Origin of the sequence: Brevibacillus choshinensis, from assembly GCF_001420695.1 — a bacterium.
Classification (GTDB): Bacteria; Bacillota; Bacilli; order Brevibacillales; family Brevibacillaceae; genus Brevibacillus; species Brevibacillus choshinensis.
Window position 1 is genome coordinate 821,814 of the sequence record NZ_LJJB01000013.1, and the last position, 26,138, is coordinate 847,951.

Consider the following 26,138-nt stretch of genomic DNA (forward strand, 5'->3'; position numbering starts at 1 on the left):
GAGATATCGTGAGTCGTTTTACATTCAGACTCCCGGAGCTCGGCGAGGGCATCCATGAAGGCGAAATCGTCAAATGGCACGTACAGCCGGGGGATTCCGTAGAAGAAGACCAAGTCATTATGGAAGTACAAAATGACAAGGCGGTTGTGGAAGTACCATCGCCTGTAAAAGGAAAAGTCCTCGAACTGAAAGTGACAGAAGGTACCGTTTCTGTCGTAGGCGATCCACTTATCGACTTTGATGTGGAAGGCGAAATTCCTAACCTGCCCGATCATGGTCATGGAGATGCGCATGCAGCAGCTGAGACTCCAGCTCCTGCAGCGGCAGACAAAATGGAGCCAGGTTGCGACATCGGTTCCCAAGTAAGTGCAAATGCCAACCAAGCATTGGAAACCCCAATGGCACAAGCAACCGCAACAGCTGTAGCGGCTCCAATCGACCGCAAGCATGTTCTGGCGACTCCTTCCGTGCGTAAATACGCGCGTGAAAAAGGCGTTCAACTGGCAAACGTACCAGGCACAGGCAAGCTGGGTCGTATCACTCGCGACGACGTTGATCGTTTCGCAGCGGGCGGCGTAGCACCTGCTGCAGCATCTGCAGCGGCTCCAGCTGAAGCAGCAGCTGTGGTAGTGGCACCAGAAGCAGCAGCACCGACTGGTGTGGCTCAAGCAGCGGCAGCACCGACCGTTCACTACACTCCTTCCCAAGCTGGCGAATTGGAAGAGCGTGTACCACTCAAAGGTATGCGTAAAGCAATCGCAAAAGCGATGGTGAAATCCGCTTACACCGCTCCACATGTAACCATTTTTGATGAAGTGGATGTAACGGCACTCGTGGCTATGCGCAAGGATGCGAAACCTTTGGCAGAAGAGCGTGGCGTGAAGCTGACGTACCTGCCAATGATCGTGAAAGCAGTGGTAGCGGGACTGAAAAAGTTCCCTGAACTGAATGCATCCATCGACGACGAGAAACAAGAAGTTATCTATAAAAAATACTACAACATCGGGATTGCTACTTCGACAGAAGACGGTCTTCTCGTGCCTGTAGTAAAAGCAGCTGACAGCAAGTCCATTTTCACAATCGCTGGTGAAATCGGCGATCTGGCGAAAAAAGCTCGCGATCGTAAAGCGACTGCGGATGAACTCAAAGGCTCTACTTTCAGCATCACCAACATCGGATCTGCTGGCGGTATGTTCTTTACTCCAATCATCAACCACCCAGAAGTGGCTATTTTGGGAGTAGGACGTATCAGCGAAAAACCGATCGTGAAAAACGGAGAAATTGTGGTTGGCCAAATGCTGCACCTGTCTCTGAGCTTTGACCACCGCTTGGTTGATGGCGAACCAGCTCAACGATTCGTCAACTACGTGAAGCAGCTTCTGGAAAACCCAACGCTGCTCGTCATGGAGGGATAATCAACAATGGTAGTAGGTGAATTTACCACAGAAGTGGATGTGCTCGTGATCGGAGCAGGTCCAGGTGGATACGTGGCGGCCATTCGTGCCGCCCAACTGGGCAAAACCGTTGCTGTCGTGGAAAAAGCAGAATTGGGTGGCGTATGCCTGAACGTAGGCTGCATTCCGTCCAAAGCGATGATCCATGCGGCACACACATATGAGCACACACAACATACCGAATCTATGGGGATCACCATGGAGAACGTAAAAGTGGACTTTGCAAAAGTGCAGGAGTGGAAAGGCGGCATCGTCAAGCAATTGACTGGTGGCGTAGGCTCCCTGTTCAAAGGCAACAAAATCCAGGTTATCCCTGGTGAAGCATTGTTCGTAAGCGAAAACGAAGTTCGTGTATTCCACGGCTACGATGTAAACCGTTATCGCTTTGAGCATTGCATCATCGCGACAGGTTCCCGTCCAATTGAACTGCCTGCATTCCCATTTGCCAAACGCGTGCTGTCTTCTACGGAAGCTCTCAGCTTAACTGAGCTGCCAAAGAGCATTGTTGTCATCGGTGGGGGCTACATCGGAATTGAGCTTGGAACCGTGTTTGCTAAGTTCGGAACCAAAGTAACCATTTTGGAAGGTGCAGATCAAATTCTGCCAGGCTTTGAGCCAGATATGCCTCGTTTGGTTGAGCGCAAGCTGAAAAAGCTCGACGTAACCATCCACACGAAAGCATTGGCACAAGGTATGGAAGAAACCGAGAACGGCGTGATCGTTACGGCTGAAGTAAAAGGCGAACAAAAACAGATCGAGGCTGAATATATCCTCGTGACAGTTGGTCGTCGTCCAAATACAGATGAGCTCGGTGTTCGTGACATCGGCATGAATTTGACCGATCGTGGCCTGATCGTCGTAGACAAGCAAGGCCGCACAAACATTCCAAACGTATATGCTATCGGTGACATCGTACCGGGTCCAGCATTGGCTCACAAAGCTTCCTACGAAGGAAAAGTGGCAGCTGAAGCGATCGCTGGACATCCAGCAGAAGTGGATTACAAAGCAATTCCTGCTGTTGTTTTCTGTGATCCTGAAATCGCAAGTGTAGGGATCAACGAGAAAGAAGCGAAAGAAAAAGGAATTGATTACGTCGTAGGACGTTTTCCATTTGCAGCAAACGGTCGCGCTCTGTCCGTGAATGCAGGGGAAGGTTATGTTAAGTTGATCGGAGAAAAAGGAACGAACCTCGTGCTAGGTGCACAAATCGTGGGTGTAGAAGCATCCAACATCATCGCAGAGATTGGATTGGCGATCGAAATGGGAGCGACTCTCGAAGATATCGAGCTGACGATCCATGCCCATCCTACTTTGGGTGAAGTGACGATGGAAGCGGCCGAGCTGGCATTGGGTCATCCGATCCATGTCATGAAGTAATGGCGTTTCTTTTAGAATAAGCGAAGCCTTGCACTTTTCTGGGTGCAAGGCTTTTTTCTTCCACATCTTACCCTTTCCACCGAATCTTATATATTGTAAAATAGTGGGAGACGTTATATGGGTGGGGGTCTGCAACATGGAGATTACGAATCAGATGATTGATGACTTGCGCCGCAAACTGGAACGTGCAGCCAAAGATGCAGGTTTCAATTTTCTTGACCCTGAGATCGTCAGGATTAGTCAACAATTAGATAAATTAATCGTCGCGCATATGATGCATGAAAAACGCCCTTCATAGGGCGTTTTTGTTGGACACAGATGGAGTTGTGAAGGAATAGAGCAAATGCGCATTTCCTTCTTTAATCGAGAGCAAAGGCTCTGAAAAGTAGTAGTGACTAGGGTACAGTATCAAGGTTTCAACCTCGCATGCAGGACCCTCGATTGGGCAGGCTAGACTGTCTGAATCTGAATCATAACGGATGGAGGGCAGGATCGTTTGTAGGAGACTGACGATGGAGTCTGCGTCCTCCAGTGCGTGATGGATCCGTTCCGCTTCTTTTACAAAGAGGGGAGCTACGACCTCCCAATTTGATTCAAAAGAAAGCTGCCAGTACGATGAAACAAATAGGCTGAAACGGCCCTTCACATAATCCGAATCCTCTCGCAAATCTTCTGAAACTTCTGGTAGGGAATGATGTTGACTCCACGCTTCTAGAGATGGAAGCATACTACGCACAAACTGATCCGTCGGGATGGTGACGAAGTACTCGTATTGATCATTTACTGCCATGACACCTTTTGTCTGATAGGGATCAAAGGTATCGGGAATCCCGTAACGAAACAGCGGAAGAAAGTACTCCCAATCTTTCATCAATCGAACTATTTGAAGGTGCGATAATTTTTCTTGGGACCAATTGGAGAAGCGTTCAGGAGGTGTCGGTTGCGCAAGAGTATGAAGACTTGCCGCCAATTCATACAAGGGTGAGATACTGTAACTGAACCTGTGAGATAAAGGGCTCGTGCCCGTGAGTGGAATGGTGATCATATTTACTTACCTCCAACAAGGAATCTGCATTCATCATAGTTCATCCTTGTGGGACAATTCAATCTTTTTAGTGTAAAAATAAGGAAAAAGGTATCACCCGACTCCAAAAGGGAAGCCGGGTGGTTTTGTTAGCCTTCACGTGTTTTGATCGAACGGCTGTGGTTTTGCTGTTTTACTTTTTTGGATCCTGGTAGAGGTTCACCCGTTTGTTCCAGACCTCTTGCTTCATTATTATACGTTTGGTGTGGATTCTCATCTGTGATACGATCTTTTTCCATGAGATCAGCTCCTTCTTATGTAGCTTTTTTTAGTTTGGCGCAATCGAAGGATGACGAACCATAGGAATTGCTGGTATTCTATAGGGAAGCATGTCCACGGCAACTCGCGTGAACGATTGGCAATAAAACAAGGTTGGCACGAGCGAATAAGTTTATCATAATATTATTATGTAAACAAATTGGAACAAGCATGATGTTGGCTTATCCATCGAGAAGGAGAGAACATATGCCACTTTTGATCGCACCCGTGTTTAATTCGACGACGCCGCAATCTGTCCGGATTGATATGCCAAATTCATATACGCTTATTTCAGGTGCAGAAAAACCATATAAGGTAGCGTCTCGTTATTTGCGAAATGAAATGGATGAGAACAGGCGCATGTTTGACAAACGGGTAGATATGAGTAGCCTGTTCCTCGTTGGCGATTACCCTGAAATGAGATTGACTGACGACCGGGATTGGATCGAAGAAATCGAGAACAAGCTGAATCTCTCAACGATCAACGGTATCTGTTCGATCCCATACGTGATTACGGCGAAAGCAAATCTGTATGGAATTACGTATCTGAAGCGTTCGTTAGACGGTGGTAAATACATGTTTGACGAGCATGCGCAACGGATCTTTCTTGCTTTACTAGATCGTGATCTACCTACTTTGGCCTTTCGGAGATACTCCCTTTCGCTGGAGAAAAAAAGCTATGAAGACCAGCTGCTTGATTTGTGGATCGGTCTGGAATCGCTCTTTGTCCCAGATGGGAGGAAAGGGGAAATCACCTACAAGCTGCGCTTGCGAATGGCGTACTATTTTGGTGATTCGCTACAACAGCGAGAAAAGATTGCACAGTTGATTAAAAAATCGTACAATCATCGCTCAGAGATCGTTCATAGCGGGAAAGTTTTTGGTAACACCTTGTCTGATGAAGTAAATATCCTTCGTCTGATGGCACGTGCTGCGATCTTGAACGTAGCGATGGAGGGGATTAGTCTTCAGGATTTACAAGTACGACTGGATCAGTTAATTTTGACCGGTGATAGCTATTATGAACGCTATAATCCGTCATTTTTTGAAAGAATTATTTTGTAAACCTCATAGAGGAAACAGATCAGGAGGAAAAACATGAGTGTTTTGATTGTGGAAGGCTTGTCCCACGGTTTTGGGGACCGTATTTTGTTTCGTGATGTGTCATTCCGTTTGCAGCCGGGTGATCATGTAGGGCTCGTAGGGGCAAATGGAACCGGTAAATCGACGATGATGGGAATTTTGACTGGGCAAAACATGCCTGATCAAGGTCGGGTCGAATGGATGCCAAAAATCCAATATGGCTATTTGGATCAACATACAAAGCTGCAAGCTGGTAAAACCATCCGTGACGTGCTGAAAGACGCTTTCCTGCCGTTGCTGGAACAAGAAGCCGAACTGATGGTCATCGGGGAAAAAATGGCGGAAGCGTCCCCAGAGGAGCTCGAGGAGCTGCTAGAGCGCATGGGTGAAATCCAGGATAAGCTGGAAACGAGCGGCTTTTATTTGATTGATGCAAAAGTCGAGGAAATCGGGAACGCGCTCGGACTGAGTGCTATCGGCTTGGAGCGAGATGTAGCTTCACTGTCTGGTGGTCAACGTACGAAAGTATTGCTCGCGAAGCTGTTGCTCGAACAGCCGACCGTATTGCTTCTCGATGAGCCGACCAACTATCTCGATGAAGAGCACATCGTCTGGCTGAAAAACTACTTGAAGGAATATCCATACGCCTTCATGCTGATTTCCCATGATACGACGTTTATGAATGAAGTCGTCAATGTCATTTACCACTTGGAATTCACCAAGCTGAACCGATATACAGGTAACTACGAGTCGTTCCTAGCGCAGTCTGAAACGAAACGCAATCAGCATTTTGATGCGTTTGAGAAGCAACAGGAAGAAATTGCAAAAATGGAAGACTTCATCGCGCGAAACAAAGCACGTGCGTCCACTACTGGCCGTGCAAAGAGCCGTCAAAAGCAACTGGAAAGAATGGACCGAATCGACAAGCCGGAAACAGCTGCGAAGCCGTCCTTTATCTTCAAAGAATCTCGGGCAAGTAGTCGGTTTGTCGTAGAAGCGGAAGATCTGGAAATCGGATACTCCCATCCACTCTTGCCAAAGCTGAGCGTCAAGCTGGAGCGTGGTGAGAAAGTAGCAATCGTAGGAATGAACGGTGTCGGGAAATCGACGCTCTTGAAAACATTGTTGGGCGTCATCAAGCCACTCAAAGGAAAATTGGATCGTGGAGATTTCTTGCATCCAGCTTATTTTGAGCAAGAAGTAAAAGCGAAATCGGTGACCGCACTGGAAGAAGTCTGGAATGAGTTCCCGGCGATGAACAATCATGAAGTACGTGGTGCTCTTGCCCGTTGCGGTTTGAAAAACGAACACATTAACCGTAACATGAATGCACTCTCCGGTGGCGAGCAAGCAAAGGTACGCCTTTGTAAGCTGCTTCAACGTGAGAGTAACTGGCTGATATTCGACGAGCCGACCAACCACTTGGACGTTGTGGCGAAAGAAGAGCTTAAACGGTCCCTCAAGGAGTTTAAAGGGACTGTTCTCCTGGTCTGCCATGAACCTGAATTTTATGAGGATTGGGTTACGCAAGTCTGGGACGTAGAAAAGTGGAGTCTGGAGCAAGCAAAGACCCCGATCAAACTGTAAGCAGCATCAAAAAGCAAAACAGGCAGCCCACAAGTAAAAGTGGAGCTGCCTGTTTTTTCGTTTAGGGCTTTGCATTTCGCATGCGAATCATGGAGTAGTGGAGTGTGGTGGACACCAGATAATCTCGCAAAGGTGTCAAGGATGGGGTGATGCGAAGCTCGACATCCGACTCCATCAGCTTCTCCAGTAGATCTCCCATCGGCTGGACCTCGAGAGGTACTACGGTCGAGTAAGCGATATAATAGCCTCCTCCCTGATCCCAGCATGTGAATGGCCCAGGCTCAAATGTATAGCGATACAGAACGGTTTCCCGCAAGACTCGATACCAGCTGCTCTCGATCGCGATGACCTTCTTCGCGCGGGTTTGTTTCAAGTAACCCTCAATGTCTTCAGAGCTGCTCTCCTCCCGGGGGTAATAAGCGATCCGAGGACAATCACGGGGAAGATAATACATGGGTGCATGCTCTTCATCGATCGCCCAGACGGCAGGAGCTATAGTAGGGTGTGACGGGTGAAGGCGTGGGAGAAAGCTTTGTATCGTCGGATTCTCACTAAAGTGAAACAATAAGCTCATCTAAACATTTCCCACGAATCAGTATTCACACGCGATTTAGATGACTGCCCATGCGTTTGGTAAATAGCGTCCACGATAATAAGGGCAAGAGGTTTTGGTGATCGCCTCCCCATTGTGGAGCATCATAGAGCTGGAGCCACCGTCCATGGCCATCGCAGTAACAATCCCACGCTCCTCCAGCAGTTCAGCCAGATCATTCATGCTGGCCCCGATAGAGTGACCTGGTTGTCGACCGTCAATGACGACAAAGACGATCGTACCATCTTCCTTTTGTCCGATTGCCGTACGTGGTTGAATCCCCCAGCTTCTGGCGGGTTTATCCGTGAACATGTTTTTCCCGTTCACGATCAATTGAGGGCGAAAGCTCATCGCATCGCGTACACCCATTTTTACGAGCTGTTCAGCCGTATAGCTACCGGTAACCAGCTTGCCTTCGTAGGTAATGCCGAGTGCCGTTTCACCACTCTTTGGATTGTAGCCTTGAATTATTTTTCCGTCATGTATGACGACTCCATAAGCTTGTGCGCCTTTTCCATAACCGTCAGGGTCGGAAAAACCACTCGCATTCACGATGCCGATCGCATTCGATTTTTTGACGAATTCGTCGAGCAAATCACCACGGTCTTTCCGATTCGTGACGAGAAGCTGCACGCGTGTAGGATCGTGGATGTACATAATCTTCCCTTTAAAATAATAATTGTCTTTCTTGACGTTGATTTCCTCAATGTCGACCAGCTCTTTCGGTTTTTCCGGTAGAGGAATGACAATCGGTTTCATAGCGGGTAGTTCTGTAGATCCAAGATCCGTTTCTGAGTTGATCACTTCAGGATGCTTGATCTGTTCTTTTAATGCATTCAGCTTGTCTTCGGGTATAAAAGTGTAAGGGGCCCAATAATCATGCTGGGTTGTCAGCAAGGTGCCAGCTGCCCATTCACGCAAATCTTCTCCCGTCTGGGTACCAAATAAGAAGATAATGCCTCCCAGCGCAAGGGTTGTAAACGTCAAAGCAGTTAACAGCATCAATCGTTTGACCCAACGCCACGGCCTTCTTGCCGTTCTTGCTGTTCGTTTGTAGGAGCGTGCTCGGGATAACGTTTGCATGAATACTCACCTAACCATCTCAATAGAATCATCTCTATATAGAATGGACGTAGAATTAGGTAAAAAGTTTCAGGGAAATAATTGAGATCGTAGCGGGCAGACTACCAAGAGGAGGTGAGCCATGTGCGAGGCTTCGATGAAGAGTTTCAAAAGGAAGTAGAGGCTTACCAGGAAGGTCCAAAAGGAACAAGGAATCAAACCACCAGCCGAGATCGTCAGGATCAGGGGGAAAAGCAAGAGACCCGGATTGACTCCAATAACGGGTGATGGAAGAATGGGCGAAGTCCGGCTGGATTTCGCCTGCTTTTGTTTGTTCATTCGCTCGGTTCCGCTTTCCTCTGTTCCCCTCGGGCAAAGTGTGGTAAGCTTACCCAATGCATGATTTTACGCCAGGAGGGTTCTTGTGAGCACCACGTTTACTGATTTACACATTAGCGCGCCGCTTGTCAACATTTTGCGCGAACGAAATATGGAAAAGCCGACTCCCGTTCAAGTGGAAGCCATTCCGCTGATCTTGGAAGGTCGGGACGCATTGGTAGAATCTCCGACAGGGACTGGCAAGACTTTCGCCTATCTGCTGCCGTTACTTTCGAAAGTGAACATGGATAAAAAAGACGTACAAGCAATTGTGTTGGCTCCGACGCATGAGTTGGTGATGCAAATTGCCCGAGAAGCTGAACGTCTTCTCCCTTCGATTGAAAACGCGGTTGTACCGATTATTGGTGGGGTCGATGTAAGACGCCAGGTGGAAAGGCTGAGAAAGAAGCCTGTGCTTGTCGTCGCTACACCCGGTAGACTTTTGGAACTCATCGATCAACGCAAGCTAAAGGTACATGAGGTCAAAACGGTTGTCGTAGACGAGGCAGACCGCATGTTGGATGCAGGCTTTGGAAAACCGGTTGCAGAGGTCATGAAACGGACTCTGCGTGATACCCAACGTCTTCTCTTTTCCGCGACGTTGCCTGAGGGCGTTGTAGAGGCTTCTGAAGTCTTTACAAAAGATGCTGCTGTCATTCGTGCTGCCGCGCCTGAAGGAGCAGCAGGAGTTGCACACATGTATCTGGTGAGCGACCCGCGCAAAAAAGTGGACAATCTGCGTCGACTGCTACGATTGGTTGACGTTCGATCCTCCATCGTCTTTGTGAACCAGATCGAGAAAGTCGATGAGATCGTTTCTAAGCTCAATTACCATCACCTCCCTTGCCGTTTCTTGCATCGTGATGCGTCGAAGGAAGATCGCGCTCGTACCCTGCAGCAGTTCCGTGATGGTGTATTCCCTGTACTCATCACCACCGATGTGTCTGCACGTGGGATCGACATTCCGGAGGTGGAATGCATCGTTCACTACGATCCAGCATCGGATGCGGATACGTATGTGCACCGCAGTGGACGCACAGGACGCATGGGCAGAGCAGGACTTGTGTTTTCCATCATCAGCAGCCAAGAACGCTTCATCGTCGAGAAATTTTCCAAGCAGACAGGCTTGCCTATTGCTGAGAAATTTATGTCGCATGGGGCTCTGGAAGATCCTAAGCCGTATCAAAAGCCACCAGTGAAGACGGCGAAGCCTGCAGGAAAATCGCCAGCATCCAAGTCATCGACTCCTGGAAAACGCGTACATAAGAAAGGCGGCTTTGGAACAAAGTAGGACAAGAAAGATCCATTCTTGTCTGCAGGAGGTTCCTATGCGCAAAGATCGATTGTACGAAGAGGATTTACTGGTTAATGGGTCAGTAGGCGGGGAAGTCTTATCCAAACAGGAACGCCAAACGCTGCGGCGGGAAGCTGGAGAACTGAAGGAAAAGATGGAGAATGCCAAAAACGAGCCCATTTCAGAGTAACGAGGAAAGAGCAGGGATGCTGTAGTGAAAACTCACTGCGGCGCCTCTGCTCTTTTTTCTTGTTTGAATGAGTTGTTTACGTTCTCAGACTTGCTTTTAAGCACTTGAGTGGTTCGGTTTATCCAAGAATTCTTCCAGATCCACGAGAAACGCCTCGACGCTCGGATAAGGGGCATCCAGCTGCAGTAAACGACGGATCATCCCATGCACGGCGGGTGATAGCGACAATTCTTGCTCCCAACTGCGTTCGGGCTCATCTTCACTTGGTGTGAAACCAGAGTAAAGCAAAAACAAAAAGAAATGACCGAGTGCAAACAAATCGCTGGATGGTGCTACTTCTCTTTTCAATTGCTTCTCCGAATCGTAGGCGGATAAAGTTTCTGCAGCGTATGTTGGGCTGTCACCGAGAAAGCGAGCGAGTCCAAAGTCTATGAGGTATGGCTCATCATGGTGCCAAATGACATTGGGAATGCGCACGTCTCGATGGATCAGTCTATGCTCATGCAGATGTGCGACAATTTCACCGATTTTTTTCATTAACCGAGCTGCAGATCTTTCGTCGATCGTAATCATTTGCTCAAAGAGGGCTTCCTCCAGGGTAGGTCCCTCGATAAAAGTCATGACGAGAAACGAATCCTGTCTATACGTAAAAGAGCGCAACCACCGCGGTATCTGGGGGTGGGAGAGAGCAGCCAGCACCTTTTGTTCATAGGCTTGCATGTCTTCTCCTTTGGGAGAATGGCGCAGACTGGGCTTCACTTGTTTGAGTACGACCTGCGTGTGGGAAATCAGGTCCAAAGCGAGGTAAGCAATTCCGTAGCTGCCCATTCCGAGCACTTTCGAAATGCGATATCGGTCGATCTGGCGTCCCGGTAAATAGGCGCGGTCACGCACAGTATTGTTCCACCATGTAACAATTTTGTTCCACATGTCCATTTCCTCCCTGATTCCCATCTTACCATGTTTACCAAAAATGGCTGACCGCTTTTTCGTGAGGTTTGCTATAATCGATTCGTTACATGTAGACGGGAGCGGAATGAGATGAATTTTAATATCGATTGGCTATCCTTCTTCTTGATTGAACAGCCAGAGGAAGAGGATGGCAACAAGAAAGTAAAGATGACGCGCTATTTAAGCCATGATGAATATCAAAAGAGCGAGCTGCGAGATTTTCTGGAGGGAGAATTTGGCCGTATCGCCAAACGAAAAGTAGAACTGAATCCGAAAACAGAGGGGACACCGACCAAGCTGGGGCAGTTTATTTTGGAACCGGGTCACCCATTGGACTCCAATCCAAACTACGCGTTGCTCCAACGTCTGCTGGTCGCAGAGACGGCAGGAGAATGCAAGGATCCGTGTCAGGAGCTGATCCAATCTTACCTGCGTACCTCTCAAGTGCGTGGTGGCGTACTGATCGTTGTGAGAACGCGGCTAGAGCTGCTAGATGAGCGATACGTATTTATTTTAAAGTGCGACTTTGAACAAAAAACAGCCGTTATCACGGATGAAAAAAGCCTGATCTCAAATGTTCAGATGGCTATTAATGCAAAGAACATGAAGTCATTGATGTACCCTTATATGATCGAATCTGGGATGAATGATCCCTACCATGTAAAGATCCATCAATTTTCCCATGCGAGGTACTTTGAAGAGTTCTTGCGGTTTATTGAATATCCACAGACCGTCACCCAGATCGTCTCTGAAGAAGTCATCTCGCTGGCCAGACAGCATATCGAATACACCTACCCCGAAGAAACAGAGGAACGGATCAGGGAAGAAGAAGCCATCGAGCTGATCGCTGCCAGTCCCAAGCGTGAATTGGCGGAGAAGTGGGAACACGAGACCGTGATGGAAGCGATGCAGATCATTACAGATCGTCAGCCGGAAGTTGAGCTGAAGTTCAAGCTCGATCACATGCAGGTTCGCACTCTGTTAGCCGATTACGGGACGAGTCTGCATATTGCCAAGGTAAATGGACGATATTTGGTTCTATTGGAAGGTGAGCAGCTACAATTTGAACGTGGGGTGTCTCCTGTCGAATTCGTGAAACCAAAAGCGCTCGCAGATTTGGTGCGGGAGATTGAGTCACGTAGTTACGCTGTACCTGAAGTGGCGACTGCGAGGTCAACGGAGGAAGAAGAACGTCCACCTTGGGAATAAAAGGAGTGAAACAAGGAAAAATGAGTGAACACCCACAAGAGTCATCACAGCTTCCTGCCGAGAAGAGTTTGTCCGGTCAGGAACAGAACGTCTATCCCGTATTGCGGCATGTGTCCATGGTCAAAAAGTACCCAGATCGCTGGGTGATAAGACCACATACGGCGGACACGGCCGTACTGTACGCGTTGGACATGGGAGAAGGATATGTCTTAATCGAGCGTACAATGCTGAGTCAAGCTGGGTGGAGTGACGATCAGCTCCACCAGTACGCGATTGCCAATTTGCAAGAGCTGCCCTATTTGGTCAAGACGCAGGAAGTAGCGGGCAATCGCATTCATTTTATTAGCCCTTCGGATGGTTATGCGGCCAGTCGAGTTCTCTTAGAGTCAGTGCTGCAAACCTTTGATCAACAGAAACAAGGTACGCAGCTCGGTGTGGCCATTCCACATCAGGATGTTCTCATCGTTGCCGATCTTGTAGGCGATGCGGGAGCAAATCTATTGGCACGCTTGACCTACGACTTTGCTACCAAAGGGCAAGTACCTATTTCGATCCTTCCATTTTTCTGGGAGGAAGGCGAGTTGACACCGTTTCTCGTTGTTTCGAATGGGGGCAGTTCTGAGATTCAGCGTAAGGATAAGCCTCGTCAAAGCTAAGTCAAACTCATATACCGAACAGGCTACCTCTAACTAGATGGTAGCTTTTCACTTTTTCTTCCAATTTGTGGTATGATCAAAAACTAGAAGAAGGTGACGAGGAGGGCGAACCATGCATCAGTTTATGATCGGACTATATGGAGGATTTGATGAGGAGAAATACAAGCGAGACTTTCGGAAAGGTTTTTACGGAATCGAAGCTTGTTTATTTGATAAAGAAGAGGATATTTCGCGATTGGCGTTCGAGTCAAAACGAAATAACTTTCAGATTGGCATCCACTTCCCGTTTCGAAAGGGTGATTCCAGATTACGGGATGCCTTGTTCTTGTCCGAGGAGGAGTGGGTGCGACAAGATGCCTACGACTATATTCAGCCAGAATTGGACGCGCTGATGGAGATTCAGCCGGAATATATCTTATTTCATTATCCGAAGCCGGCCATTCTCGATGATCGGGTTAGCTGGAAGAATTGGAGATTTTCCAATCAACGAGAATATGTGTATGAGAGCGAATATCCTTTAACAGAATTTGTGGAGAAAAGTGAGCAGCTATTTGAGTGGCTCAATAGCAAAGGAAACGAGTATCTTTTTACACCGGTGCTGGAATTTGATGCATTGAACCGTTACGTTTACGAAGGAAATTTCCTGGAATCTTTACTCGTTCGATACCCAAATATCAAGCTATGTCTGGATACAGGGAGACTGCACATGCAAGAGAAGATCGATCCTTATATTGACGCGAGAAAGGTATTGAAGAAGTACGCGAAATATGCGAAAAACGTTCACCTGTGGAACATGCGGATTACCGATGCTTTTGAATACAACCATCATCCTGCCTTGCCTGATTGCAACCCAGAAGATGGGTGGGCACCGATTGAAGATTACTTGAACATAATCAAGTCAGAAAATCCAGACATAACGATCATGTTTGTGCACCGCTCTGACTGGATTACGGATGAGCAATTAGAAGCGTGCTACCAATGGGTCGACAGCATCATGAAACCGAAAAAAATCCTGCTCCCGGCAGGAGAGTCCTGACAGGAAGCGGAACAGTTTAGACTCGCTCGAGAGGACGATGTGGCTCCATTGGAAGCTCGACCTGGATCTGATCGCCCGGTCGTACTGTACCACCAGAGAGGACGATGCCCATCACTCCTGCTTTTCGTATGAGATTGCCGTGCTCGTCGTGATCGAGCAGAGAGTCCATCAAACCAGGCTGGAATCGGTTCAACTGTGGGCAGGGATTACGCAGTCCCGTTAACACTACTACAGCCGAGCCTCCAATGCGCAGGATGGCTCCTTTCGGTAGGGAGAGCAACGAAATGCCTCTCGTTGTTATATTTTCACCAATTTGACCGGGAGATACCTGAAAGCCTGAAGCTTGTAATTCCTCAAACAATTCAGAATGAATGAGGTGCACCTGGCACAGATTAGGTTGGGTGGGATCCTGCGCTACACGCGAACGATGCTTTACGGTCTCTCCTAAGTGTGCGTCTCCTTCGACTCCTAACCCAGTCAGTAGTTGAATGACGTCTACATTCACCTTACTGAACGTGTGTGTGCCACTTACGCTAACGGCTACTACTTCTCCTGTAGAATGAGACATACAAAACACCTCCTACTGCCATTGTACGTGAAAGATTCCACGATGGACGAGTATTCCTTTGTAAAAAATATGTGAAATGGGATAGGAGGTATCTGTGAAATTTCTAAAAAGAATTACCATCGCACTGTTCGTATCCTTATACCTGCTCATTTTCAATTCGCTCGAAAACAAGGATCAAGCTTTTACGGACAGTCTGTACCTTCATCAACCTATCGATGAACAGCAAATCACCAGCATGTCCTCGTGGGTAAATGGCCGAGCTGTCGCAAGGAGGGGCGGTGCTTATTCACTATGCAGAGAAGAAAATCATCATCCAGCAAGGCCAGTATTCTTATGTGTTGCTTGACGAAGCTCCTGAGCTCACACGGTTTTTTGAAAATCTAATCACAGAAAGCTCACCGACACTGCAATGATAGCTCCATATAACGTCCCGATTCATGAATGAGCCAGTAGGGGGATCTCGGCCCGAAGATGTACAACTCATTTGCCGTGGCTAGCATCGAATCAACTCTCCGCCAGTCCCCCATCAGACGAGCGCATTCTCCCATTGCCATCCATGGGTACAAATCTCCTGTTTGGAACGTATTGAAGTGCGGAAAGGCTTGGGTAATCTTTTCATAAAGAATCACGTCTTCATCCGAGCGTGTCATTTGGTAAAGGATAGGGAAGGCTTGTGAAGTGACATCAGGGTACCATTTTCGCCATCCGGGAAAGCTTCTGTCATAGATCGCGTACGATTTACGGAATCCGCTGTACTGGAGTGAATCCCGGCACGACAGCGAGCAGCCCGGTTGCTGGCTTCTTCAGCTGATGAATCATCTCCTAGCATTGAGAATACGTAGGCAGCATCCTCAAACCCTCTTGCTACCTCGCAATTATCCATCAAGTATTTCACCTGATACGATCGTTTCGCCCACGTCAGGCCATCCTTTTGTTGCAACCTTGCCACTGCTTGCAGGAGTACTACCAATTCGTCCTTGCGAGGCTCGATCCAGTCTGTTTCGCCGTTGGCTCGAATCATTTCAGCAAGAAGACTAAACAAAGTAGCATGGTAACTATCCTCACTGTCGGCTTTCCCCGTATCGACTTCTGTCGACGCATCTAATCGATAATCGTTGACATATCCGTCCTCATTGACGTGGTGCAAGTACCAATCGATATGACTTCGGACTGGCTCCCATACCATCAGCCGAACGAGTGAGATTAATGCCAGATTGGTAAAGTAGGGGTTGATCTGATCGTTTTGGGGAGCGAGACGAAAAGTACCACTGGGTAGCCAGCAGGAGAGCAGATATGTTTTCTGATTCTCCACCATCTCATCCATGGCACTACCCATCCTTTCTCAATGGTTTCTATGTGATCGTCGTGACAAGTTTAACCCCATACTCCATCCATTGCAAAGCACGAACATAATCCTCGCTAGTAATCGCTGGCAAATCTGCAGGCAGATCAACTACATCTACCCATTTATGTTCTCGAAACCAGTCCACGCCATCCGCAGCTGTATGCGGTATATCTTCCCACGCGACGCTCAGTGGAGGGCTATACAACTTCTTCTGTCCCGCTCTGACTTCTGTGCCATCCACTCGTAAATGATACTCACGCTCGTGAGACAGCTCGGGGAATCGTGGCGTAAAGAGCTGCGGCCAGTAGTCTGCTCGGGATCCTGAATGAGGAATCCGATACGCGAATAGGCGTATTTGTTCAAATCGGAGCGGGTCAGCATACAGGAGCTGATACAGTGTTTTTCCCGTAGCAATGCGCTGATCAACTTCAGGAAAGTGCTGAACAACCATGCCAATGAGACTGAGTCGGCGGTCTGTCGGGTGTGCCTTATACGGAAAGAGGACCTGACTTATGGACAGTACCGATTGTGTAAAGTAGGCAAAAGTCGCAAAGACACGGTGCAGTGCAATGGGCTTATGTATGACGCGTTGCTCGATGTATTGCTGTTCGTTGACGATCAAGGCATGGGTCAGTCGATGGGAATCGTTGGTCTGGAGAAAGTCACTCCAAAACGATTGCATGAAAACAGACACGCCAAGTGGAGCCAAAAGAGGGGTGAGATCGGTCCCTGTGCGCTTCATTTCAGCGTACAACAGCAGTTGAGGGTAGGCATCGTGGAAAATGAGCCAGTTGCTTCTCTCTAAAAACCAAAAAAATGGCTGGATCGCTTGCTCGTCCATGAGCAGCGGAAGCCATTCCCCTTTTAAATCGGTCATACTCCAACCACCATTGCGGGAGACCAAATGGGCGAGAAGTGCCCAGTGAATCTCCTCGTGCTGGCGATAAAATTTTAGATAGGCCTGAGTCCGTGTCACATTATTGCGGTTGGCGATTGCTGTTTCTTGACGAATGCTTGAAACGAGCTCCTGCTTGTCGATTCCGGCTAGTTGTTTTGTCATGTAGAAGCTCCTCAGCCTGGTGTTGTGAAGAAAATACAGGGTTGAAAAAAGCAGGTCTTAATGGCGACCCGCCAACCTTTTATCCAATCATTTCTAATACGAGGAGTCTGACCATCAGTTTCTCTTTGGCCTCTTCCCATGTATCTGCAAAAATGACAACATGCTCCGATTGGAATTCTGTTTCTGCCACAAAAATACCATCTTGTTCGTAAATGTTCATAGAAGATCGTCCTTTCCACTGCCTTTCAAGCATTGTATGCTATCATGAAAGGAATGATGCATACAAAAATAAGGGAAGCGCACTTGGAGAAAGGAAGTATCGATATGCAAGTAACACTGACTCAGGAAGCGACGGAGCGGATCAAGTCCGTTGAACAGCCAGGAAAAATCATTCGCATCAATGGCGAGCTCGTTGGTGGATGTGGAATGAATGTAGAGTACGCTTTGTGGTGGGATGATGCCAGCCCAGACGATCAAGTCATCGAAGTCGACTCTTTGACCCTCGTGATTGATCCGCAGACAATCGAACATATTGACTCTGATAAATTAACGATTGATTTTCGCCAGCAGCAAGGCTTTCGACTCGTGACACCAGCCCAAATCTTGGCCTATGGTATTCACCTCAAGGACCGCTGGGGGTAATAGGTGTTACTTTGGAACGAACTGTAGAATGAAGGCGAGAATACCTGCTGCAATGAGCGGCCCTACCGCTACACCACGGAAAAAGGTCACGCCGATGATCGTTCCGAGCAACAACCCAGTGACAACAATCGGGTTTTGCGACATGAGTGAAGTGCCTTTCCCGGCTAAATAAGCGACGAAGATACCGATGAGCACCGCGAGAATAGATTGCCAGTTGGTAAAAAGCTGGTAGATGGAATCGGGTTTTATTTTTCCACTGGCAAGCGGGCTGAGGATGCCGATGGTCAAAACGATAATCCCGACATGGAGTCCATACTGCTCCAAAAAGGGAAAGAGCCGTTCTAGCTGGAGCAGCCTTAACAACAGAAGAATTCCCACTGCAATTGAAACGGTAGCATTATTACCGATCACGCCGAGTGCCAATAATACCAATAAGGTAACATTGATCCAATCCATATATCCAAATGCTCGCTTTCGTTTTTTTTAGTATATCCATTACGCATCCGCCTCGTGCGGACATAGAAAAGGGACAGGTGAACATTCATCCCCCGTCCCTTTTGTTTTTGTGTTTTTGAATTAACCGTACCAGTCTTCCAGCATGCCGATAGGAAAACCAGTCTGTTCATCTGAATGGGGAAAACGCCCCCAGGCAAAAACGCCGTTAAAATAGTCGATCGTAAAAGGTTGATCATGTTCAGGCACACTGTATTTACCACCGATGCGGAACTCGTCCGTTCCGAGGTAATACGATTTAGCCATAAAGTATTTTTGTTGGATGATGCCAAATTGTGAATCGTCTCCTGCTTTCTTTTTTTCCTCTGCTTGCGTACGGAGACGTTCCATCTCTTCCTGTAACTCTGCTAGCGTCATTTGACTGTACAATCGCACGAAAAATGCCTCCCTTCCTGACAGGTATATTGTAGCAAAAGACAAGGGAATTGGCGATGGATGGAGAATTTCCTAGGGGACCAAAGAAAGGGGAGATCCGAGTATGACACGTTTTGATTTGACTGGAAGGACCGCTATCGTAACAGGAGCGGGTAGAGGCATCGGAAAAGCTTTGGCTTTGGGTCTTGCAGAAGCGGGGGCACAGGTCGCTGTCGTAGCTCGTACAGAGGCTGATCTGCTTGAGATCGTCCAAGAGATCGAGGAGAAAGGTGGCAAAGCACACCTGATCACTGCCGATCTGACAGAAGCGGGTGCTGCCGAGAGTGTTGTGGCACAGACGATCGAGGCATTGGGAGGTCTCCACATTCTAGTGAACAACGCCGGAATGAATCTACGGAAAAAGGCAAATGAGGTGACGGAGGAGGACTGGGACCGCGTCGTGGACCTCAATTTGAAAGCATCGTTTTTCATGTGTCAGGCTGCAGGAAAGATCATGTGCGAACAAAACTACGGTCGTATCGTCAACATTGCTTCGGTAGCAGGCTTGGTGGCCATGCGAACAGGGGTGGCATACGGTTCTAGCAAGGCAGGTTTGATACAGATGACACGTGTGCTGGCACTCGAATGGAGCAAATTCGGGGTCAACATCAATGCAATCGCGCCGTGGTATTTCCGCACGCCTCTGACAGAAGCGTTGTTGAATGATGAAGCCTATCTGCAGGAAATTTTGCAGCGAACTCCGAGTGGCCGAATTGGAGATGTGGAGGATTTGGTTGGACCAGCCATTTTCTTATCATCGGATGCAGCAGCGTACATAACGGGCCAAACAATCCCGGTTGATGGTGGAATGTCTATATTTGGGTTTTAACATCGAGAGATGACTCACATGATAATACACTGCTGATCCCGACCGCTTATATGCAAAAAAATCTTACATAAATAGAATCAAATAAAAAAGAGGCACTCCCTAGAGGGAATGCCTAAGTATTGGGGGCGATTGAGAAAAATACCGATCGGCTCGAAAGATATGTTTTGCTCTCACCCAAAACATATCGGGAACCAACTATATACTGGCACACACAGCAGGTGTGCGCGGAAAAGTCATTCTAAGAAGAATATCGGGCTTTTTCTCAATGCGTTGAAAAAGTGCTTACGATTACAAAATAGCAAGCAAAAGTAAAATGCAGATTAAATAAAAATAAAGTATTATTAAATTTTTCTGCATCTATTTTTCAACGAGTAGATATTTTTTATTTTGCAAACGTATGATTGCCGATGACGACCGTTTGTGGTCTGGAAAAAATCCAATCGGATGTAGCTGTATTTGGATTAAAGAAGTAGAGGGAACCATTTGTTGGATCCATTCCATTTACAGCGTCCTGCACAGCTCGGCGAGTGCTTTCATTGGACTTGTGAGAAAGATTGCCGTCTTGTACCGGCGAAAATGCATTGGGAGCAAAAATGACGTCCCGAACTGTCTTAGGAAATTGAGATGACGCTACCCGATTCAAAACGACAGCAGCAATTGCCACTTGTCCCTCATACGGTTCACCACGGCCTTCCGCATAAACTAGCCGGGCGAGCAGTTCCATATCCCGCTCAGATACTTTGACTTTACCATTACGTATCACTCGTGGCCGTTGGTCTCGGCTGGCCGAGACACTTTGGCGCTTCACAGTTGAGTCTGGAATATTCGGTTTCGCTTTTGTTGTTTCCACTTTCGCAACACTTATAGGGGCGGCATAAGATTTTTCTGCGGGAGCAGGTGTTGCTTCCTTCGGATGAGGTGCTGATGCGCTTGTCGGGGTGACAAAGAGGCATAAAAGCATCAAGCCAAAACTATTTGTCCAGAAGAAAAAGCGCATTCGCGCTTCGCGTGTCATCAAGATGGGAACCACTCCTTTTCGCTTTTTGCTTTGATTGCGGAAGCGAATCGGGTCATTTGCAAGTCTATCGGCATTGTCGGAATGGTTCAAGAGGGAAATGGTTCCATGGAACTATTCGGTTGATTTGCAAGATATTTTTGGACTATTTTCACAACGCTCCATCGAGCTTCGCTGCTGAGAAAACAAGGTCCATGAGAATATAAAAACAAGCCAGTCGAACACGAATGGAAGTGTTTGACTGGCTCGTCAATTCCGTGTGTCACATTAAGAAGTTTGGTTAGTACTTACTTGTTTATCTTCTGCCGTAGCTGCCAATGAACCTACCTGCCTCATCAGAACTGGCATCGAAACGACGATCCCTAGCGTCGCTATTGTCAAAAGACTAGCTACGATGAGGAATCCTACAGTTGCCCCCGTCGAGTCAAGCATGAAAGTGAACAGAGCGAGCATCAATAATCGGATCAGCGTCCCGACTGATCGAAAAAAGCTCATGACTCTCCCCATAAAGCGGTTTGGCAGCAAATCCATGTAAAGGGTCTGTCGGGTAAGCCGAGTGGAGACGTTGCACCAACCGATAAAAGTAGATAGCAACACAAAAATCCAGCCTTGCGGAAGAGCGACCGTCAGTACGAGAACAACCGCCATTAGTAAGTAATTAAACACCATGTGAAAAAATGAACCAACTTTTTGGCTGATCCATGTAAATAAAAAACCAGCTACGACAGCACCGATTGAATAGGTAACTTCACCAAGTGAATATATCTTTACATCTTCTCCCAAAGATTGACTAACAAAGATCGGATTTAGCAGATTTACTAGCATAACCGCGATAAATGGGATGAGAGCAGCAACCCCGAAAATCAAAAAACCACGTCTTTCCCGGATGTAGACCCAGCTTTGATAAAATTGTTCCATCCAAGAAATTCGAGGGGATGCTTCCACTTGCTTTTTGAGAGTAAAAACATAGTCCAATTTTGTTAACAAGAGAAAGGCGATAAAATACGTCAGTGCGTTGAATAGGAGAACTACATGAAGTCCGAATGGCCCCAAAAGGTATCCAGCAAATGCTCCCGCTAAAACCAGCGCAGTTTGATTCTCAATTTCCAGCAAAGAATTGATCGCTTTGTAATGCTTTTGGTCAAATGTTTCTTGCACGAAGGCAGCCTGTGTTGGTTCGTGAAGCTGAAACATAAATGTTGCCGACAAATAAATGAGTATGAGCATCCACTCCTGGTAGTCACCCCAAAAGCCCCAAGCGGCTAATAAGGCTAGAACAGTAAAGCCTCCCAGCTGTTCTATCTGTAATATGGTCTTGCGGGAATAGCGGTCGATGAATGTACCAGTATAGGGTCCGATGAGCAGCGTCAGAATCGAGGAGATCAGCATCGTGGATCCGAGCAAGCTGGCGGAACCAGTCGATTCCACTAAACACCACGAAATACCGATCATCGTCATGCCTTGACCAAATCCAGAAAACAAATTCGAAAAAAACAGTTTGCAAAAATTGTGATCCCGAAAAACCTCTTTCACTTTTGTCACTCCCTCAATCATTTTAGAGCGAATGAGCCCTAAAAAAAGCATAAAGGAGCCTGATCATAGTGGAGGTGTAACACCATCCATGATCAGGCTCCTATTTTATCCGTGCGCACGAAATTTTATATCTTAGATCTTATCAGTTTTTTCTTGCAAAAGCAATATCTAGCAATCGAAATCTGGATTCATTAGATGAAAAACACCACTGCAAAAAAAGCAGTGGTGTTGCACATAAATCGCTTATTTTTCAGTGATCGTAACGGAATTGATCTTGATGGTTTGTTCAGGAGTACTTTGCTCTCCGGTTTGCGGATTATTTTTGACTTTTGTTCCTGCGATTTTTTGAACGACGTCCATCCCGCCCGACACTTTACCGAAAATCGTGTAATTCGGGGAGTTTTTCAAGCCCTCAACATCTTTGCCCGTACCGATGAAGAATTGGCTACCATTTGTGTTAGGACCTGCATTTGCCATCGCTACGACACCAGCCTCGTAAGTGTGGCCATTGTTTAGCTCATCCTCAAATGTGTAACCTGGGCCGCCGATCCCGGAACCGAGTGGGTCACCGGTTTGAATCATAAAATCTTTGATAATCCGGTGGAACGTGATGCCATCATAGAACTTGTCCTTGGCGAGGAAAACAAAGTTATTTACTGCGACTGGCGCATCCTTGGCAAACAGGTCTACGGTGATGTCGCCCATCGAGGTCGAAATTTTCGCTTGGTATGTTTTCGCTTTGTCAATCTGCATAGCTGGAGCTTTCTCATATTTTTTCGCACCAGTAGGACCAGGCGGTTGAGCAGGCTCTTTGGACCCAGGATTTTCAGCAGGAGCTGTTGGTTGTGTAGGTGGGGCAGTCTGATTGTTAGCGCTGGAACATCCTGTGACCAATGCGATCGCTGTCAGACAAGCGAAAATAGTAGGGATTAGTCTTTTCATCTCAAGCACCTTCCTTTGCATCTTCCCTAAGAGGGAGTTTCGGTTTCGAATTATAGCATACCTAATAGGGGGAATGCCAATCCACTAGTCGCAATTCCTTTTACCATGTTATGATGGGAGAAAAAGGATAAGGTGATCAGCATGGGAAAAAGATTTGAAACCAAGACGGTCCATATTGGACATCAACCATTACGTCAGGTGCAGAGCAAGTCAACCCCGATCTACCAAACGTCCGTCTTTGCATTCGAAGGGTTAGAAGACGTCGAGCAGTATTATGCAGGCGAAGGGGAGTACCTCTACACGAGAAACGGAAATCCCAATCAGGCAGAGCTGTCTGATGCGATTGCAGCACTCGAAGGGGCAACTGCTGGTATCAGTGCTTCGTCTGGGATGGGAGCAATTATGGCGGGTCTGCTCGCGGTGCTCAACCCGGGTGATCACGTCCTGGCGTCTCACGAAATCTACGGTGGTACATACGCTTTACTAAACAAGGAGCTTTCCCGCTTCCAGATCGAGCTGGAATGTATTAACTTGAATGAACTACAAGCCCTTTCTAACCATATACGTCCTACTACGAAACTCTTTTTTATGGAAACAATCACGAATCCTTTGCTGACGGTTGCGGATATGCCATTTTGGATCAAGCAAGCAAAAGAGCATGGGCTGGCAGTGATGATAGACAATACGTTTGCTACCCCATATTTGTTACAACCTATTTCACTTGGAGCCGATCTGGTCGTCCATAGCGCTACTAAATACATCGGCGGCCACAGTGACGTGACGTCGGGTGTGCTAGTCGGAAAAGCGGAATGGATCGCTAGGGCACGCGAGATCGTAGTCAACTATGGTGCGTCTCTCAGTCCGTTTGAATCATGGTTGACATCGCGAGGCTTGAAAACATTGGCATTGCGCATGGACCGCCAATGTGACAATGCGAGCGAGGTTGCCCGCTATCTTCAGCAGAATCCTGCAGTGGGGACCGTGTATTATCCTACCGAGGAGTCTACCTCGTTTTTTGCTCGTCAGAAGCAGGGGGCGATGGTTTCCTTTACCCTAGCGGAAGAAAGTAAGATTTACGACTTTTACCGCGCGCTGGAGTGGATCAAATTTGCCCCATCTTTGGCAGGTGTAGAAACGAGCGTCTCTCACCCTGTCACCACCTCGCATCGTGCATTTACGGAAGAGCAGCGACAAGCTACAGGGATTACCATGGGCCTGGTACGTTTGTCAGTCGGTATCGAATCGGCAGCAGACATCATCGACGAACTGGAACGCGCACTGGGAAAATAAAGGGGAAGAAATTTCCTAAAAAGTGTTACTTTTTTCATGTTCGAAACGTAGAACACAGTTAGAGTAGAACAAGTTTGTCTGAGCGGCAGGTTCGATCGAGAAAGTGAGCTTGGCAGTCAGGCTGGAGGAAAACGCAATGGGAATGGCAATCGAGCGTTCCGCGCAACCATCGGCCCAATCGAATGGGGACTATTATGAATCTCGTCCATTTACAGAACTGTATGACGAGTATTTTGATCGCGTCAATCGTTACTTGCGATGCCGTGTACAAAATACATGGGATGCAGACGATTTGACCACTGTGGTATTTTTAAAGGCGCTGGAAAAATTTGAACAATACAGTAGAAGAAGTCCGTTCGCTTCCTGGATCTTTCGTATCGCGCATAATGCTTACGTGGACTTCATGCGAAAAAACAGGGAGGTACCGGTAGATCAGGAAGATTTGCTGGGTGCAGAGCCGGACGATACATGGCAGCCGGAGAGGCAGGCGTTGACGAAGGAAGAAATTCGCCTGCTTCGTGACCGGCTTGATTTGTTGTCCCAGGACCAGAAAGACGTCCTGATGCTCCGCTATTTTGCCGATCTCAAAATCAGTCAGGTGGCCGAAGTATTGGGCAAAACGGAGTCGAGTATAAAAATGATTTCTTACCGAGGTTTACAAAAACTTCAGAAGATGTATGAGAAGGGGGGATCCGAATGAACGAACAGGATCAACACCCCCGCAAGCGCGAAGAGGAACAGACAGTAGCTTCGCTGTTAAGTCATTTGCAGCAAATGCGTCGAGCCGTTCCCGTGAATTATCAGCTCAAAGCTGATTTGAAAAAGCAGTTACTCCAGCGAATGAAAGAGCTCGATCAGCAAAACAGGGAGAGCATGGCTGTCCCAGCATCAGGGAAACGCAAAAAATGGTTGCGCATCCTAGCTGCCACGATCCTGCTTGGGATTACCATCGGGACGTATTCGTGGTGGGAAAAGGACATGCTGGCCATCGAAAAACATAACGTTCTGTCTTTGCCGAAACAGACGACAGAAGAGCAGATCGACATTGATCCATCAGGTACTCAGGTTGCTTACATCGCTCCACACGCTGTGATCCGCACGCTCTCGTTGGATCAGAAAAAGCACCCTGTGACGATTGCGCTACCGCCTACCAAAGGCGAATATCGCGCCTTGTCATGGGCGAATCACAGTCAACAAGTAACCGTAATCGAGCAGCTAGAGGGGCAATCGCGAATCTGGATCGTGGATATGCCCGATCCAAACAACATGAGTAGCAGTCGTTTGCTGAAGGAAGAAGATCAAGTCAAGTACCACTCTCCGACTTGGTCGCCCAATGATGAAACAATCGCCTACACCCGTGTGAAAAATGGAGTGGAAGAAATCTGGATGAGCAGTACGGTCTCTTTTCAGGAATGGAAAATGGCTGAAGGATCCCAGCCGGAATGGTCCCCTGATGGTCGTTTTCTTGCTTTTGTCAAAGCAGGAAGTATTCAAGTCATGGAGATTCGGACAGGCAGGATATCGGTCCTGGGAGAAGGCGAGTGGCCATCCTGGAACGGCGATGTGACCCTCACCTATACGACACCGTCGGGAAATCTGGTGGAAGCTCAAGTGGATGAAGAGCCTGTCGTTGCGAGAGAACTGGGGCTACTTAGCTTTTCAGGTGATCAAGTAGTGAGAGGGAATTGGGCGGCTGAAGGCAAGCAATTGCTTCTCGTCCATCATGACGAACAACCGGATGCACTTGTCATTTCTTTGGCGTCACGATAACGAGCG

At 47.6% G+C, this 26,138-nt stretch carries 31 protein-coding genes; 17 read left to right on the forward strand and 14 right to left on the reverse strand.

The genetic code is table 11. The features are described from left to right. Positions 1 to 8 precede the first annotated feature (8 nt). The 3 genes from AN963_RS24185 (at position 9) to AN963_RS24195 (ending at position 3,129) form a co-directional block, all read left to right on the forward strand. A complete protein-coding gene (locus AN963_RS24185) occupies positions 9 to 1,415 on the forward strand; it encodes a dihydrolipoamide acetyltransferase family protein (RefSeq protein WP_055747093.1) in 1,407 nt (468 codons plus the stop codon). Between the two features lie 6 nt (positions 1,416 to 1,421). Beyond that, complete coding sequence (lpdA, locus tag AN963_RS24190) at positions 1,422 to 2,831, forward strand: dihydrolipoyl dehydrogenase (protein WP_055747094.1); 1,410 nt, start codon at positions 1,422 to 1,424, stop codon at positions 2,829 to 2,831. A 136-nt stretch (positions 2,832 to 2,967) separates the two neighbouring features. Continuing rightward, positions 2,968 to 3,129, forward strand: coding sequence for an aspartyl-phosphate phosphatase Spo0E family protein (locus AN963_RS24195; protein WP_055747095.1), 162 nt, complete (start codon positions 2,968 to 2,970; stop codon positions 3,127 to 3,129). On the opposite strand, the gene AN963_RS24200 is transcribed toward AN963_RS24195, so the two are convergent. Together AN963_RS24200 and AN963_RS24205 are read right to left on the reverse strand one after the other, a co-directional pair. Then, on the reverse strand, positions 3,124 to 3,876 hold the full coding sequence (locus AN963_RS24200) for a DUF5937 family protein (protein ID WP_055747096.1): 753 nt from the start codon (positions 3,874 to 3,876) through the stop codon (positions 3,124 to 3,126). The two genes, AN963_RS24195 and AN963_RS24200, sit on opposite strands and share 6 nt — an antisense overlap. A 128-nt stretch (positions 3,877 to 4,004) precedes the next feature. Next, on the reverse strand, positions 4,005 to 4,154 hold the full coding sequence (locus AN963_RS24205; RefSeq protein WP_055747097.1) for a small acid-soluble spore protein P: 150 nt from the start codon (positions 4,152 to 4,154) through the stop codon (positions 4,005 to 4,007). Between the two features lie 226 nt (positions 4,155 to 4,380). Between AN963_RS24205 and AN963_RS24210 the strand changes: the two genes are divergently transcribed. Beyond that, positions 4,381 to 5,238 (forward strand): HEPN domain-containing protein, encoded by an 858-nt coding sequence (locus AN963_RS24210; RefSeq protein ID WP_055747098.1) that lies wholly within the window; start codon positions 4,381 to 4,383, stop codon positions 5,236 to 5,238. Positions 5,239 to 5,271: 33 nt separating this feature from the next. After that, a complete protein-coding gene (locus AN963_RS24215; protein ID WP_055747099.1) occupies positions 5,272 to 6,843 on the forward strand; it encodes an ABC-F family ATP-binding cassette domain-containing protein in 1,572 nt (523 codons plus the stop codon). A 61-nt stretch (positions 6,844 to 6,904) separates the two neighbouring features. Here the strand turns inward: AN963_RS24215 and AN963_RS24220 are convergent, their stop codons facing one another. After that, positions 6,905 to 7,417, reverse strand: coding sequence for a DUF6886 family protein (locus AN963_RS24220; protein WP_055747100.1), 513 nt, complete (start codon positions 7,415 to 7,417; stop codon positions 6,905 to 6,907). Positions 7,418 to 7,453: 36 nt separating this feature from the next. Continuing rightward, complete coding sequence (locus AN963_RS24225) at positions 7,454 to 8,518, reverse strand: phosphodiester glycosidase family protein (protein ID WP_055747101.1); 1,065 nt, start codon at positions 8,516 to 8,518, stop codon at positions 7,454 to 7,456. 123 nt (positions 8,519 to 8,641) lie between these two features. Here AN963_RS24225 and AN963_RS31610 point away from each other — a divergent pair, with 123 nt between their 5' ends. From AN963_RS31610 to AN963_RS31615, 3 genes are all read left to right on the forward strand, one after another. Further along, complete coding sequence (locus AN963_RS31610; protein ID WP_169791942.1) at positions 8,642 to 8,785, forward strand: hypothetical protein; 144 nt, start codon at positions 8,642 to 8,644, stop codon at positions 8,783 to 8,785. Between the two features lie 136 nt (positions 8,786 to 8,921). Continuing rightward, a complete protein-coding gene (locus AN963_RS24230; RefSeq protein WP_055747102.1) occupies positions 8,922 to 10,166 on the forward strand; it encodes a DEAD/DEAH box helicase in 1,245 nt (414 codons plus the stop codon). A 37-nt stretch (positions 10,167 to 10,203) separates the two neighbouring features. Continuing rightward, positions 10,204 to 10,359: a hypothetical protein gene (locus tag AN963_RS31615; protein WP_169791943.1), complete on the forward strand. Its 156-nt coding sequence runs from the start codon at positions 10,204 to 10,206 to the stop codon at positions 10,357 to 10,359. A 96-nt stretch (positions 10,360 to 10,455) separates the two neighbouring features. Here AN963_RS31615 and AN963_RS24235 read toward each other — a convergent pair whose 3' ends face one another. After that, positions 10,456 to 11,289: a serine/threonine protein kinase gene (locus AN963_RS24235; protein ID WP_055747103.1), complete on the reverse strand. Its 834-nt coding sequence runs from the start codon at positions 11,287 to 11,289 to the stop codon at positions 10,456 to 10,458. Between the two features lie 111 nt (positions 11,290 to 11,400). Between AN963_RS24235 and AN963_RS24240 the strand changes: the two genes are divergently transcribed. The 3 genes from AN963_RS24240 (at position 11,401) to AN963_RS24250 (ending at position 14,211) form a co-directional block, all read left to right on the forward strand. Then, complete coding sequence (locus AN963_RS24240) at positions 11,401 to 12,519, forward strand: DUF3900 domain-containing protein (RefSeq protein ID WP_055747104.1); 1,119 nt, start codon at positions 11,401 to 11,403, stop codon at positions 12,517 to 12,519. 20 nt (positions 12,520 to 12,539) lie between these two features. Then, the gene (locus AN963_RS24245; protein WP_055747855.1) at positions 12,540 to 13,175 is read left to right on the forward strand and encodes a DUF1444 family protein; all 636 of its coding nucleotides are present in this window, start codon (positions 12,540 to 12,542) and stop codon (positions 13,173 to 13,175) included. A gap of 112 nt (positions 13,176 to 13,287) precedes the next feature. After that, entirely contained in the window at positions 13,288 to 14,211 is a 924-nt protein-coding gene (locus tag AN963_RS24250; protein WP_055747105.1) for a hypothetical protein, read from the forward strand. 16 nt (positions 14,212 to 14,227) lie between these two features. Here AN963_RS24250 and AN963_RS24255 read toward each other — a convergent pair whose 3' ends face one another. Next, the gene (locus tag AN963_RS24255; protein ID WP_055747106.1) at positions 14,228 to 14,779 is read right to left on the reverse strand and encodes an MOSC domain-containing protein; all 552 of its coding nucleotides are present in this window, start codon (positions 14,777 to 14,779) and stop codon (positions 14,228 to 14,230) included. Between the two features lie 278 nt (positions 14,780 to 15,057). Here AN963_RS24255 and AN963_RS32320 point away from each other — a divergent pair, with 278 nt between their 5' ends. Beyond that, positions 15,058 to 15,192 carry a hypothetical protein gene (locus AN963_RS32320; RefSeq protein ID WP_269084410.1) on the forward strand — a complete coding sequence of 45 codons (135 nt, stop codon included), beginning with the start codon at positions 15,058 to 15,060 and terminating at the stop codon, positions 15,190 to 15,192. Between the two features lie 233 nt (positions 15,193 to 15,425). Here the strand turns inward: AN963_RS32320 and AN963_RS24260 are convergent, their stop codons facing one another. The 3 genes from AN963_RS24260 to AN963_RS31620 form a co-directional block, all read right to left on the reverse strand. After that, entirely contained in the window at positions 15,426 to 16,103 is a 678-nt protein-coding gene (locus AN963_RS24260; RefSeq protein ID WP_236708074.1) for a hypothetical protein, read from the reverse strand. 28 nt (positions 16,104 to 16,131) lie between these two features. Beyond that, positions 16,132 to 17,184, reverse strand: a complete 1,053-nt coding sequence (locus tag AN963_RS24265) for a DUF2515 family protein (protein ID WP_055747107.1) — start codon at positions 17,182 to 17,184, stop codon at positions 16,132 to 16,134. 79 nt (positions 17,185 to 17,263) lie between these two features. Next, entirely contained in the window at positions 17,264 to 17,404 is a 141-nt protein-coding gene (locus AN963_RS31620) for a hypothetical protein (protein ID WP_169791944.1), read from the reverse strand. 104 nt (positions 17,405 to 17,508) lie between these two features. Here AN963_RS31620 and AN963_RS24270 point away from each other — a divergent pair, with 104 nt between their 5' ends. Beyond that, on the forward strand, positions 17,509 to 17,826 hold the full coding sequence (locus AN963_RS24270; protein WP_055747108.1) for an iron-sulfur cluster biosynthesis family protein: 318 nt from the start codon (positions 17,509 to 17,511) through the stop codon (positions 17,824 to 17,826). A gap of 6 nt (positions 17,827 to 17,832) precedes the next feature. On the opposite strand, the gene AN963_RS24275 is transcribed toward AN963_RS24270, so the two are convergent. Then, on the reverse strand, positions 17,833 to 18,282 hold the full coding sequence (locus tag AN963_RS24275) for a DUF441 domain-containing protein (RefSeq protein ID WP_055747109.1): 450 nt from the start codon (positions 18,280 to 18,282) through the stop codon (positions 17,833 to 17,835). 120 nt (positions 18,283 to 18,402) lie between these two features. Next, positions 18,403 to 18,714: a YfhH family protein gene (locus AN963_RS24280; RefSeq protein WP_055747110.1), complete on the reverse strand. Its 312-nt coding sequence runs from the start codon at positions 18,712 to 18,714 to the stop codon at positions 18,403 to 18,405. Positions 18,715 to 18,817: 103 nt separating this feature from the next. On the opposite strand from AN963_RS24280, the gene AN963_RS24285 reads away from it, so the two are divergent. Beyond that, a complete protein-coding gene (locus tag AN963_RS24285) occupies positions 18,818 to 19,582 on the forward strand; it encodes an SDR family NAD(P)-dependent oxidoreductase (protein ID WP_055747111.1) in 765 nt (254 codons plus the stop codon). Between the two features lie 382 nt (positions 19,583 to 19,964). On the opposite strand, the gene AN963_RS24290 is transcribed toward AN963_RS24285, so the two are convergent. The 3 genes from AN963_RS24290 to AN963_RS24300 all read right to left on the reverse strand — a co-directional run bounded on the left by AN963_RS24290 (position 19,965) and on the right by AN963_RS24300 (position 23,072). Beyond that, positions 19,965 to 20,600 carry a cell wall hydrolase gene (locus AN963_RS24290; protein WP_055747856.1) on the reverse strand — a complete coding sequence of 212 codons (636 nt, stop codon included), beginning with the start codon at positions 20,598 to 20,600 and terminating at the stop codon, positions 19,965 to 19,967. A 264-nt stretch (positions 20,601 to 20,864) separates the two neighbouring features. Next, positions 20,865 to 22,130 (reverse strand): MFS transporter, encoded by a 1,266-nt coding sequence (locus tag AN963_RS24295; RefSeq protein ID WP_055747112.1) that lies wholly within the window; start codon positions 22,128 to 22,130, stop codon positions 20,865 to 20,867. Between the two features lie 243 nt (positions 22,131 to 22,373). Next, positions 22,374 to 23,072 (reverse strand): peptidylprolyl isomerase, encoded by a 699-nt coding sequence (locus tag AN963_RS24300; protein WP_055747113.1) that lies wholly within the window; start codon positions 23,070 to 23,072, stop codon positions 22,374 to 22,376. Between the two features lie 141 nt (positions 23,073 to 23,213). Here AN963_RS24300 and AN963_RS24305 point away from each other — a divergent pair, with 141 nt between their 5' ends. The 3 genes from AN963_RS24305 (at position 23,214) to AN963_RS24315 (ending at position 26,132) form a co-directional block, all read left to right on the forward strand. Further along, positions 23,214 to 24,362, forward strand: a complete 1,149-nt coding sequence (locus AN963_RS24305) for a trans-sulfuration enzyme family protein (protein WP_201783778.1) — start codon at positions 23,214 to 23,216, stop codon at positions 24,360 to 24,362. Between the two features lie 136 nt (positions 24,363 to 24,498). Then, positions 24,499 to 25,062: an RNA polymerase sigma factor gene (locus AN963_RS24310; RefSeq protein WP_055747115.1), complete on the forward strand. Its 564-nt coding sequence runs from the start codon at positions 24,499 to 24,501 to the stop codon at positions 25,060 to 25,062. Continuing rightward, positions 25,059 to 26,132: a TolB family protein gene (locus AN963_RS24315; RefSeq protein WP_055747116.1), complete on the forward strand. Its 1,074-nt coding sequence runs from the start codon at positions 25,059 to 25,061 to the stop codon at positions 26,130 to 26,132. The genes AN963_RS24310 and AN963_RS24315 overlap by 4 nt, the downstream gene beginning before the upstream one ends. Positions 26,133 to 26,138: the final 6 nt, after the last annotated feature.

Bases quoted from the DNA above. Each gene is read 5' to 3' on its own strand.
- lpdA (WP_055747094.1), top strand. From the start codon at position 1,422: ATGGTAGTAGGTGAATTTACCACAGAAGTGGATGTGCTCGTGATCGGA.
- AN963_RS24195 (WP_055747095.1), top strand. From the start codon at position 2,968: ATGGAGATTACGAATCAGATGATTGATGACTTGCGCCGCAAACTGGAA.
- AN963_RS24200 (WP_055747096.1), bottom strand. From the start codon at position 3,876: ATGATCACCATTCCACTCACGGGCACGAGCCCTTTATCTCACAGGTTC.
- AN963_RS24205 (WP_055747097.1), bottom strand. From the start codon at position 4,154: ATGGAAAAAGATCGTATCACAGATGAGAATCCACACCAAACGTATAAT.
- AN963_RS24210 (WP_055747098.1), top strand. From the start codon at position 4,381: ATGCCACTTTTGATCGCACCCGTGTTTAATTCGACGACGCCGCAATCT.
- AN963_RS24215 (WP_055747099.1), top strand. From the start codon at position 5,272: ATGAGTGTTTTGATTGTGGAAGGCTTGTCCCACGGTTTTGGGGACCGT.
- AN963_RS24220 (WP_055747100.1), bottom strand. From the start codon at position 7,417: ATGAGCTTATTGTTTCACTTTAGTGAGAATCCGACGATACAAAGCTTT.
- AN963_RS24225 (WP_055747101.1), bottom strand. From the start codon at position 8,518: ATGCAAACGTTATCCCGAGCACGCTCCTACAAACGAACAGCAAGAACG.
- AN963_RS31615 (WP_169791943.1), top strand. From the start codon at position 10,204: ATGCGCAAAGATCGATTGTACGAAGAGGATTTACTGGTTAATGGGTCA.
- AN963_RS24235 (WP_055747103.1), bottom strand. From the start codon at position 11,289: ATGTGGAACAAAATTGTTACATGGTGGAACAATACTGTGCGTGACCGC.
- AN963_RS24240 (WP_055747104.1), top strand. From the start codon at position 11,401: ATGAATTTTAATATCGATTGGCTATCCTTCTTCTTGATTGAACAGCCA.
- AN963_RS24245 (WP_055747855.1), top strand. From the start codon at position 12,540: ATGAGTGAACACCCACAAGAGTCATCACAGCTTCCTGCCGAGAAGAGT.
- AN963_RS24250 (WP_055747105.1), top strand. From the start codon at position 13,288: ATGCATCAGTTTATGATCGGACTATATGGAGGATTTGATGAGGAGAAA.
- AN963_RS24255 (WP_055747106.1), bottom strand. From the start codon at position 14,779: ATGTCTCATTCTACAGGAGAAGTAGTAGCCGTTAGCGTAAGTGGCACA.
- AN963_RS24260 (WP_236708074.1), bottom strand. From the start codon at position 16,103: ATGGATGAGATGGTGGAGAATCAGAAAACATATCTGCTCTCCTGCTGG.
- AN963_RS24265 (WP_055747107.1), bottom strand. From the start codon at position 17,184: ATGACAAAACAACTAGCCGGAATCGACAAGCAGGAGCTCGTTTCAAGC.
- AN963_RS31620 (WP_169791944.1), bottom strand. From the start codon at position 17,404: ATGAACATTTACGAACAAGATGGTATTTTTGTGGCAGAAACAGAATTC.
- AN963_RS24270 (WP_055747108.1), top strand. From the start codon at position 17,509: ATGCAAGTAACACTGACTCAGGAAGCGACGGAGCGGATCAAGTCCGTT.
- AN963_RS24275 (WP_055747109.1), bottom strand. From the start codon at position 18,282: ATGGATTGGATCAATGTTACCTTATTGGTATTATTGGCACTCGGCGTG.
- AN963_RS24285 (WP_055747111.1), top strand. From the start codon at position 18,818: ATGACACGTTTTGATTTGACTGGAAGGACCGCTATCGTAACAGGAGCG.
- AN963_RS24300 (WP_055747113.1), bottom strand. From the start codon at position 23,072: ATGAAAAGACTAATCCCTACTATTTTCGCTTGTCTGACAGCGATCGCA.
- AN963_RS24305 (WP_201783778.1), top strand. From the start codon at position 23,214: ATGGGAAAAAGATTTGAAACCAAGACGGTCCATATTGGACATCAACCA.
- AN963_RS24310 (WP_055747115.1), top strand. From the start codon at position 24,499: ATGGGAATGGCAATCGAGCGTTCCGCGCAACCATCGGCCCAATCGAAT.
- AN963_RS24315 (WP_055747116.1), top strand. From the start codon at position 25,059: ATGAACGAACAGGATCAACACCCCCGCAAGCGCGAAGAGGAACAGACA.